This window comes from Gemmatimonadota bacterium (assembly GCA_009838845.1).
Lineage (GTDB): Bacteria > Latescibacterota > UBA2968 > UBA2968 > UBA2968 > VXRD01.
Window position 1 is genome coordinate 1 of record VXRD01000031.1, and the last position, 10,266, is coordinate 10,266.

5 protein-coding genes are annotated in these 10,266 nt (G+C 53.2%); 1 reads left to right on the plus strand and 4 read right to left on the minus strand.

What is annotated here, in order from left to right; all coding sequences use genetic code 11:
• Positions 1 to 192: 192 nt before the first annotated feature.
• The 3 genes from F4Y39_04865 to F4Y39_04875 form a co-directional block, all read right to left on the minus strand.
• Positions 193 to 1,176: a hypothetical protein gene (locus F4Y39_04865; GenBank protein MYC13041.1), complete on the minus strand. Its 984-nt coding sequence runs from the start codon at positions 1,174 to 1,176 to the stop codon at positions 193 to 195.
• A 145-nt stretch (positions 1,177 to 1,321) separates the two neighbouring features.
• The gene (locus tag F4Y39_04870) at positions 1,322 to 2,542 is read right to left on the minus strand and encodes an ankyrin repeat domain-containing protein (protein ID MYC13042.1); all 1,221 of its coding nucleotides are present in this window, start codon (positions 2,540 to 2,542) and stop codon (positions 1,322 to 1,324) included.
• 60 nt (positions 2,543 to 2,602) lie between these two features.
• Positions 2,603 to 5,440 (minus strand): spermidine synthase, encoded by a 2,838-nt coding sequence (locus F4Y39_04875; GenBank protein MYC13043.1) that lies wholly within the window; start codon positions 5,438 to 5,440, stop codon positions 2,603 to 2,605.
• Positions 5,441 to 5,589: 149 nt separating this feature from the next.
• On the opposite strand from F4Y39_04875, the gene F4Y39_04880 reads away from it, so the two are divergent.
• Positions 5,590 to 9,060, plus strand: a complete 3,471-nt coding sequence (locus tag F4Y39_04880; GenBank protein MYC13044.1) for a GWxTD domain-containing protein — start codon at positions 5,590 to 5,592, stop codon at positions 9,058 to 9,060.
• 70 nt (positions 9,061 to 9,130) lie between these two features.
• Here F4Y39_04880 and F4Y39_04885 read toward each other — a convergent pair whose 3' ends face one another.
• The gene (locus tag F4Y39_04885; GenBank protein ID MYC13045.1) at positions 9,131 to 10,129 is read right to left on the minus strand and encodes a site-specific integrase; all 999 of its coding nucleotides are present in this window, start codon (positions 10,127 to 10,129) and stop codon (positions 9,131 to 9,133) included.
• Between the last annotated feature and the right edge of the window lie 137 nt (positions 10,130 to 10,266).

A 10,266-nucleotide genomic window follows, 5' to 3' on the forward strand; every position in this document is an offset into this window, starting at 1 on the left:
TTTTTTGCGATTACAGTTACATTTATTAAAATTTATTTACAATTATTTACAGTTATACTGATTATGAATCAATGTATATAATAAATAACGAAAATTGTGGTCTATGACAAGAAAAATTATACAGGGCCTTAAGTGTATTACACGCTTATATGGGGGCTTAGATTCATCAATTTCAGAAGTGAGATAAACCCGCTAAGCTGTCCCTACTTCGCGGGCGACTTTGGGGCGGCGGAGTTTCCAGATCATACCATCCAGAACAAAGTGGGCAAATGAGGTGCCATAGGCAAAAAAGAGGAAGGCAAAAATGGACCAGACGTAGAGACCATAGAGAATGCCGCAGATAACTGCGGTAAAGAGAAAGGTATTGCGTACAATATGGGTTGCTGCCCTATTGAGAAGTGGCGCGTCAAGAGCCGAGGTGCGGACTTTATTTTTTATTGTAAGCGCGACCAGAGCGATGTATTCGGAAGCGTGATTGATACTGGTAGCAATGTAGATGGCACCTGCCGATAGGGTGGGGCCAATGCCGTAGAGAAAGACCACAGAGGCAAAAAAGAGCAATTTGGGAAAACTGACACTCTGGGCACCGCGAAATTCATAGAATAGCCAGGCCAGGGTGACCAGAATAGCCAGTCCATATAAAATGTGGGAGATCAGGAGCGGAGGCGTGAAGTCGAGCAGGTTGCGAAGATAGTGCATGACCTTGACATCGGCTTCTGAACCAAAAAGATAAAAGAAACCTGCCAGCCCCCAGAGATACATCGTCCACGCATCGAGGCGCTTGTGACCCCACCGCGCTTTGCCGGAGTAGATGCGGAGAATGCCGTATTTCTGACGGACAAAGTGAAAATAGTTAAAGAGATACCAGAAGGCGAACATTTCGGGTTCGTCAATGCGAAAAAAATAACAGAGTCCGACAAAGATAAAACAGAGGATGGGGATAAGCGTATAAAGAACGCGAGCGCGGCTAAATTCGGCGCGGTCTAAATAGACGAGGAGAAACGTGAAGTAGCGGTGAGTCGCAAAAAGAAACGTGACAGAGATAATCCGGATGGTATCGAAGTATTTGGAAAACAGGTAGGGAGCAAAAAAGAAAAGCAACCAGCCCAGAGTGATGCAGGAAAGATCGACAGCGGGCGTAACAACCCAGAGTGTATGTGTTTTTTTGACAGACATAGGACGTAATTCCAATCCTCTCTACGAATCAGCGGAGCGGGGTACAACTGCGCCAGCAGTTCATCAACGGCGGATTTTGTAACAACTTGAGGTAGCGGGGCGGGATTCGTCTATTCGTCTATTCGTCTATTCGCGCTTTTCTCGTCTATTCGTCCACTCGTTCCAATTCCTGAACAATAGCCGTATGCCCTTTTGCCCTGGCCCACATCAAGGCTGTAACGCCGTCTTTGTCCTCAATTGCGACATCGGCACCACCTCTTAAGAGCGCGCGGACAGCTTCGACGTGTCCTTCAAACGCAGCGGCCATCAAGGGCGTGCGGCCCTCTCTGTCGGGCGCATTGACATTCGCGCCCACTTCCAGTAGAAATTCGATTCGTTCGGTTTTACCATCCCACGCAGCCCCCATCAAAGCTGTATCGCCCATGTTATCCCTGGCGTTGAGGTCTGCTCCTCTTGCTATGAGCACCCGCACGGTTTGGCGGTGATCTTGTAAAATAGCACGCATCAGAGGGGTTTCGCCAGCACCGCCTCTGATATTGGGAATACCTCCTTTTGTCAGGAGCGTATCGACAATAGCGGTATGACCTTTGAATGCAGCCAATAGCAAGGGGGTATCGCCCAGGTTGTCTTTGGCATTGGGATCGGCACCCGCATTCAGGAGGGCATCGACCATATCTGTTTGGCCTTCGATTGACGCCCAGGTGAGCGCAGTCCGGCTGTCCTTATCTCTGATATTGGGATCAGCGCCGTTTTCGAGGAGAACTTTTACCGCATATGTATGGCCTGCAACAATCGCGCTCATGAGAGCCGTGCGTTCGTCGTTATCCTGCGCGTTGACATCTGCGCCCGCGTCTATCAAAGCCTGGAGCGTGGTTGTGTGGCCTTCTACTGCTGCGGGCATCAACGCAGTGGCGCCATGGGCATTTTTCAAATGGAGATTTGCGCCTTTTTTTAAGAGGACATTGACAATATCTGTATGCCCATCAAAAGCAGCGGACATCAAAGCAGTGGCACCGTGCTTGTCCTGAATATTGGGATCGGCTTTGCCCGATAAAAGTGCCTGTACCGTCTGGATATGTCCTTGAAAAGCCGCAACGATCAATGCCGTTTCTCCGCTCATTCCCTGAGCATTGGGATCGGCACTTTTATCGAGAAGCGCATTGACGATGTCTGTATGCCCGCCCCTGGCTGCGACCATCAGCACGGTGGTGCCATATTTGTCCCGGGCATTTGCATTATCGCCTGCACTCAGACGCGCCTGCACATCGGACAGGTTTCCCTTTGCCGCGGCTTCGAGGAGTTGTGTGCCATTGGCTTGCGCCGCTGTGAAAAAGAAAAAAATACATGTAAAGATATTTCTGAACATATAGGAAAAGTAAAAAGTCAACAAAAAAAGTCAAAGAAGATTCGGGTGCCCAATTCATTCTCAGGGAATTGGAATATTGAGATCAAAAGTCTGGGCGAGCCACTGATAGTAGAAACGCTGCGCGGTATCTTGGAGGATCTGGTCTTTCCATCCAGCGGCGAGGCGTTCGACTTCGGCAGTGTTGCCCGCCATACACAGCGCGTAGAGATACAGGTAGCGTAGCGTCGGATCGGAAGATTGGGCATAATACCGTGCGGCAAGGGTATAGTCGCGCTCCGCCAGGGCGCGGGCAGATAGGTAGGGGAGGTAAGGGGTTTTCTCTTCGCCTGCTTTGAGGCGGGTATCAACCGCATAGAGTAAATCGTCCTGAATTTGGAGATGCCACAGCGGGAGGGTGCGCAGATCGATCTGCGTGAGAAGCGTGTGGAGGGTAGCGATGCGAGTCCCCTGATCGCGCGTTTTGTCAGCCTGAGAAATTAGCGAGGCCTCGAGAAGACGCTGCGCTTCAAAATAATCGAGCGTGCGCCTTCGCATGCCATAAGGCCATGCTTTGCGAATAAAGGTGCTCTTTTCAAAGCGCTCGCGTGTGAGCAGGGGATTCATCCACCGGTCGTAAAATGTCCGATGGGGTTCGCGGTTGAAAAAGCCCACGGAAAGGCGTTTGGGATAATTATCGACCAGTGGTGGGGTGTCGCGTGTGAGCGCGTTGAGGTGGTCGGCATCAGACATGAAGAGAGCACCGAGTTGTTCGGGACGTTCCAGCCCGAGGGCGCGAAGTTCGGAACGCACGACGGGATCGTGCCACTGTCGGCTAAAAGAGTTCTCTGATGGGGAATAAGAGGCATTTCGAGAGCCGGCGAGCATCCAGTTAAAACCCGCTCCAGCCCAAAGAGAAGCGTCTTTGAACACATTGCAAAAGGCGCGGATAATGGCTTTTGTATCCTCGGGTTTGAGATGGTGAACCGGAAGCCAGTACGTGCATAAGCCCCCTTCTGAAAGACGGTCGTAGATGAGTTGGAAATATTCCTGCGAGTAGAGATTGACCACGCCGGCCTGTCTGGGTGGCGGGGGTTCACTGGTGATGAGATCGTAGCGGTTTTGCGTTGTCTGCAAAAAATAACGCCCGTCGTCAATATGCACGCGCACCCGGGGATCTTTCAGAGGTTGTGCGTTCGGATCGGGATAGACGATGCGATTCATCTCGAGTACGTCGCGGGAGATATCGACCACATCGATATGCTCGAGTGATCGCGTATCGGTAAGTGCTTTGGCTGTAGAACCCACGCCAAAGCTGATCAGTAAAGCACTTTTGAGATCGGGATGTAGGGCGACGGGCCAGTACACATAGAGCTTCATATAGCGGCGATTGACCAGACTGCTGGACGCCATTGAGAAGCCATCCGTGAGCATCTGGTACGCAACCGGCACGCCAAAATAAGCACCTTCCAAATAGATAATCGTCTCCGTGCATCCTTCGCGGGTACCGGCGATTTTCCATGTATCGGGATAGCCAAAGCGCTGCGCGACAAAGGTGAAGTACGTATTCTCCATCCGCCCAAAGGGAAAAAGGACCAGAATCAAGAGGTACGCGGCAAAAAGGACGTAATACACCCGGTACTTCCGGCGCAGACCTGAAACGAGAAAAGCGACAACACCGTAGCAAAGGGCCAGAATAAAGATTGCAATCTCCATGCCCAGAATGGGCAACAGCCCAAAACCCGCAATGAGCGCACCCAGACCAGCACCGATGGTATTGGCGAGCGTGAGCAGACCAGCGGCCCGGGTATCGGGCTGCACATGGCGATTGAGCGCGGCACCGATGAAAGTGAATAGGACGCCCGAGAGAAGAGATACGGGAAACATCAATGCCAGAGATAGTGTCAGGATTTGCGATATGTTGCCAATATACCCCGTTCCGAAAGGTGTCACCACATAGACAAAAGTCAGATAGGTGACAACCGTGAGTATCCCGGAGCTGAGGGCGAGGGCGGGAAGCACGCGAAATGCCCCGGCATTGCGGCGCAGCCATCGGGCGGACAACTCACCCCCCACGCCAATACCTGTGAGTACCACAGAGAGCATCACGGCAAACGCAAGCGTAGTCGCGGGCACAAAAAGGTGGAGGAAGCGGAACCAGATGACCTCCAGCGCCAGAAGAATAGCCCCCGAGAGAAAGGCAGCACCCAGCAAGCATCCGGCCCGGAAGGTTGGTAGCTTGTCCAATTTCGGAGGACTTCCCTCGCGTGCGCCAGAGAAATAGCGTGCGATTCCAAAAGCACCCCCGGCGGCGATAATATCCAGCAGCGCGGCGACCCATGCCGTGCCCCGGACTCCGATCCATTCGATGATGGCAACCTCTCCCGCGACCGCGCCGACCACGGCGCCCAGCGTATTACACGCATAGAGCCGACCAAGCGCGATCCCAAAACCACCTTCATCGTCGGATATAGAAGCGTCGTCTCGCACGCGCAATGCCCGGACGAGAATGGGCAGGGTAGCGCCCATCGCAGTGGTGGGCACGATGAGAATGGCAAAACTCAGCAGCAGGCGCAATGCGTTGAGCAAAAGGGGGGAATCGAGAAAAGATGCGAGAAAAACCGATAGCCCTGCAGTAAACGCGGGCAACATCCAAACGATGGCTACCCCTGACAGGGCAATGGCAATTTCCAACAGCGCATAGATGCGTACGGGGCGTGCGATACGCCTGCCCAGGCGAGCAGATAAGCCATTGCCCAGTGCCAAACCACCCATAAATGCGGCCAGCACCAGACTGGATGCCGTAATACTATTGCCAAATGTAAGCCCTGCCTGGCGGAACCACAGAGTTTCAAACAAAAGAGCGGCTGCACCCGAAAAAAAGAAGATCGCGTACAGGATAGGGTATAAAATACGTGTCATAAAAATCAAACAACGCCTTTCTAATAAATCTGTCAAGGGCTATCCGATTGAATTTTTTTTTGTTTTTGTATATTATTGTAACAGGATAGAGGTTAGTAAAACAAGCACACGACGTAGCCTACAACACTTAGCACTCAAGAGGTATTTTTATGCGTATCGCAATTGTATTTTTGACTTTGATAGTCGCTGTTTGTGAAGTACGCGCCAGTGAGACAGATCTCCCACCGCGCGGAGAAGGGTCCATAGCTTTCGAGATTGATGTGTGCAGTTTTCGATATCGGGGCCGCGAGGGTTTCGAAGAAGTAATATTGCGGTTCCCGGTGGCGCAATTTGCATTTTTGCGGCAAAATTCGGGGATTTATCTCGCGCGGTACAAGCCTTCGCTGCGGGTCTTAAACGAGGACGGAGAGGTTGTGCAACAGGTGGAGGCAGAAAGCCGCCTGACAGCCGAATCGCTGGAGGCCACCGTCGATACAGACCGCATGGTATATGATATGGTGCAGGTGCGTCTGCCCGCTGGTCGCTATCGCGGGGAACTGACCTTGAGCGATTTGCAGGCAGATCGGGCGGGATTGGCGGTGTTTTCTCTGGATGTGCCCGCTTACGATCCCGGGAAAATAGGGATGAGCGATCTGTACCTGTCTTCTGGTTTTAATCCGCAGGGGGCGGGAGAGAGCCTTGAGATGTTCCGGAAAAATGGGCGATTGATACTGCCCAACCCCGCGCGACAATATCGACGAGGCGTACCGCTCTACTTGTATTTTGAGGTGTATTATCTGGGCTACCAGAGCCACCGGGTTGAGATGCAGATAGAAGACCGGTACGGACATCGCCTCTGGCGCGATCAGCGGTCATTCCCCGGGTATCGGGGTGAAGTCAAATTCGCCGAGGGGATTCCGACTCGTGAACTTCTGTCGGGAACATACACGTTGCGGGTTCGGGTTACGGCGGGGCGGGATACACTCGTATCGGCTCGAAAATTTGAAGTGCTGGGCGACGCGCTTGTTCCGGCTTCGGGCTTTGACGATCAGCGTGCTAAGACAGCACAGCATTTATTAAAACGATTTGGTGGCCCCGAGATTGAAGCCGTATATACTGGCCTGGGACGCGCGGACCGCGCGGCATTCCTCTACGGATTCTGGATGGATCGCAATCCGATTGTAGCGCGGGCGTATTATAACCCGTTGCTCGGTTTTGGGGTGCCTCCGAACCTGGACGGGGCAATAATCACAGCCATGGGCAGGCGCAAAGAAATGGCAAGGCATATTGATCCGCGCTATGCGGCCCGGCAAGTGCCGCCAGATACGGCACAGGCCAGAGATGCTCTGAAGGTGACTGAGGTGCTTCTCGATGAAGATGGGAACGATTTGATGGGACGCGCTGCCCGGGGGTATGCCTATCTATTTGCCGGTAACTTGCCCTATGCGGAACGGACGTTTAACTCGGCGTTGAACGCAGGTGGGGTATTGCCCGAAGTGTACAATGGCGTGGGAATATCCCATATGGGACGCAAGCGGTGGGATGAAGCTGTGGTGGCTTATGATCAGGCTCTCGCCCTTCGTCCCGATTGGAAAACCGCGCAGGTCAACCGCGCGTTTGCGCGTTTGCTGGGGGGTAAACAGCGAGCAGAAGATGCCTTGAAAGAGGCGATTGAAGCCTATTCGAATCATCCGGAATTGCTGTATTTGCTCGGGCGGGTGTTTGAACGCGAGGGCAAGATCGAAGCTGCCGAGAAAGCCTATACCCGACAGATTGTGGTAAACCCGATGCACGCGCGTGCGCGATTCGATCTGGGGCGAATATGGCTGAAGCAGGGACAACGCGCAAGGGCGACGCATGTGTGGCGCGAGTTGATGGATACGCGTCCCGAACTGCGCGAGGAATGTCTCCCCTTGCTCCTGGGTGTGTATCAACTGATGGGACAGACAGGAGAAGCGCAGAAGGTGATGGCGGAGTATTTGCGTACGGTAGATGAACACACGCGCGGACTTTTGCAAGATATTCGCCTTATTGCCACGCTGAAAGAGGCCGCTGCTTACGAGGCATTGCCGCCCGAGCAACAGCCGGACTTTGTGCGGATGTTCTGGCAGCGCCGCGATCCCACGCCGGCTACGCCGGGCAACGAGCGGCTGGTGGAGCACTATCGGCGAGTGCTATATGCGATGCAGCATTTTTCAACCGGGCGCAAGCCGTGGGACAGGCGCGGAGAGATTTATATTCGCTATGGAGAACCCGCGCATAAAAGCCGTTCGGGCGATGTGCGCTATGAGACAGACCCCGATGTCGTGCGGGTCAAGGAGCGGCTGTGGCTGGGCATTCCAGTAGATGGCCGCAAAGAGATTATCGCGCGGATGGGCAGGCTGCGGACATCTCTGCAAGATGTGGCGATCCAGGATGAATACGGGCTTGAGGTCACTGTAAATGATTTTGAGGCAATAGATTTTGAATTGAATCCCAATCGCTCCCGTTTTGGTGCCACATCTTATAATCAGGTAAGTACTGACCGATACCAGCCTACGGTGGAACTCAGCGGCTATGACCGGGGTGCGAGCGATAAGACGGTGCGGGGCTATCCGCTCTATCCCATCGATAGCGGCACGCGCTGGGAATACTGGATTTATCCGGATGTCGCCGGGGGAATTGAGGTGGTATTCACGGCTTTAGATCGGAAGGGGAATTACATCTATCCCGATATCCCGCAGGGCCGCAGCGAGTCGCACTTCAACATGGGGCTGTGGACAGACCGACGACCAGATCGGCAGGTGGCATCGGCCATTCAAGCACAGGCAGATCTGATGCCGCCCTTTGACGATGTATTGAATTTCCATTTCGATGCGGTCGATTTCCAGGGGAAAGACGAGTACAGCCGTCTGGAAGTGTATTACGGCGTACCTCTGGCCAATTTGCCAGACAGCGTTCAGGCGACAGGTGTTTTGGAACGGGGTATTGCGGTATTTGACAGCACATGGAGACCGGTCTATCGCAAGATGGCTCCCCTGCCTTTTGCGGTAGATGCGACGGATTCGCTGGGTGCAGGCGATCTGGCTGTGGATCAAATCGCGCTCAATCTATCGCCGGGCAATTACCATCTGGGAGTGGAGGTACGCAGCCCGAAAGGCAATATGCGAAGTGCTTATACCCGGTCGCTGACAGTGGAGCCATATACGGGCCCATCGCTGATGCTTTCTGATATCGAGATGGCCGGTCTGGTGGTGGAAGACGCTTCTTCAAAAGTAAAAGGTGGACACAAAGTCGTGCCCATGCCATCCAAAACCTATTTGCCGGGACAACCCGTGACGATTTATTACGAGGTGTATGGGTTGACATTTGACGAGTTTAGTCAAACGCGCTACCAGATGGATTACAAAATTTCACCCCGCAAAGGCAAACCCCTTGTTGTGACGATTTTGCGTGCGGTTGGAACATTGTTGGGTATTGAGGAGAAGAAAGAGGTAACAATTTCTTACGAGCAAGTGGGTACGCGGAAAACAGAGCACAATTATCTGGAGATTGACGTAAAGGGATCAGAGGCGGGGCGCTATGAATTAGAGGTGGCAGTGACGGATTTAAATACGGGAACAAAGGTCGCCAAGGATGTGGTATTTTTTATCGCCAGGTAGCTCCGCTAGTCGAAACCAGTACCTCTCCGGGAAACCTCAATTACCGAAAAGCCCCGTATAGTGCGGGGCTTTATTTTTTATTTTTACATCCATATCGCAACCGCGCTACGGCACCGGTACCAGCGAGTTGGGCGCGGGCATAGTGAGCGGGCATAGATGTATCGCGCCATCGTCCTGCTATTTGCATTTCGACAATTGATGCGCCCGCTGTTGCGAGGGACTGTGCCGATCCAATGCGGAGCGAGTGCCCCGAAAATCTTCCAGAGACTCCGGCTGCTGCTGCACGCTGTTTTACGATGTTTCTGATTGCGCGGTCTGTCAGTCGCCCGGTTCCCAGATGGTCGCCGCGGCGTACGCGGCGAAAGAGGGGACCGTTGTCTATTTGGGCGGCGTTCAGATAGGCCGTTACTGCTCTTGCTGTTGTCGGTCCAATGTACAGGACACTGCTGCGCCCTTCCTGGTCGGTTTTAGAGTGTCGGACGGTAATGCGGGCACTTCCGTCGGGCAGGTCGGTTTGCAAAAGATCTTCGACATTGAGGGCAACGCATTCAGATACGCGCAGGAGTGCGTCAGACATGACGGCGATGATGGCCGCGTCTCGAAGTCCGGCGAGGGTCTGGTCGCGCTGGGCAATGCGTACTATTGCATCTGCTTCATTCCAGCGCAGGCCGTCCATTTGTCCCCGTCCGCGGTCTCGTCCCCGGCGTCGTATGCCTGCTAATACGCGCTGGGTAGCTGGACCAATGGGATCGGTGTAGCCCTGGTGTTTCGCGCGAAACCGGATTGCGCCCACGATTTGTGTACAGGTAGCCGGGCTGGTTCCCGCTTCATATCGCGCCGTTAGATATTCGGCGATGAGTGTATCATTTTCGGGCCGGTTGTTGCGAAATGTATCCCAGGCATAAAGCGCAGACCGATAGGCTCTGATGGTAGCAGGAGCGAGTGAGGCACGCGCGAGTTCAGCCGCGGGCATTGAGAGTGTCTGACCGTTGTGACTTGTCTGCGCGGAACATCTGCAGGCGGGCAGGTGTATGGATTGGGAGGTGGGTGCTTTAATTTTTGTGGTCATTTTTTTAGTATTGCAAACTTGTGCATCAGATGGTTTTTATTAGACGCTTGCGCTATCCGATTTAGATTCATCAATTAAACATGCGATAGTCTTTTTTTATTTATTTCCGATAAATCCACTTATCGGAAATAAAGGGC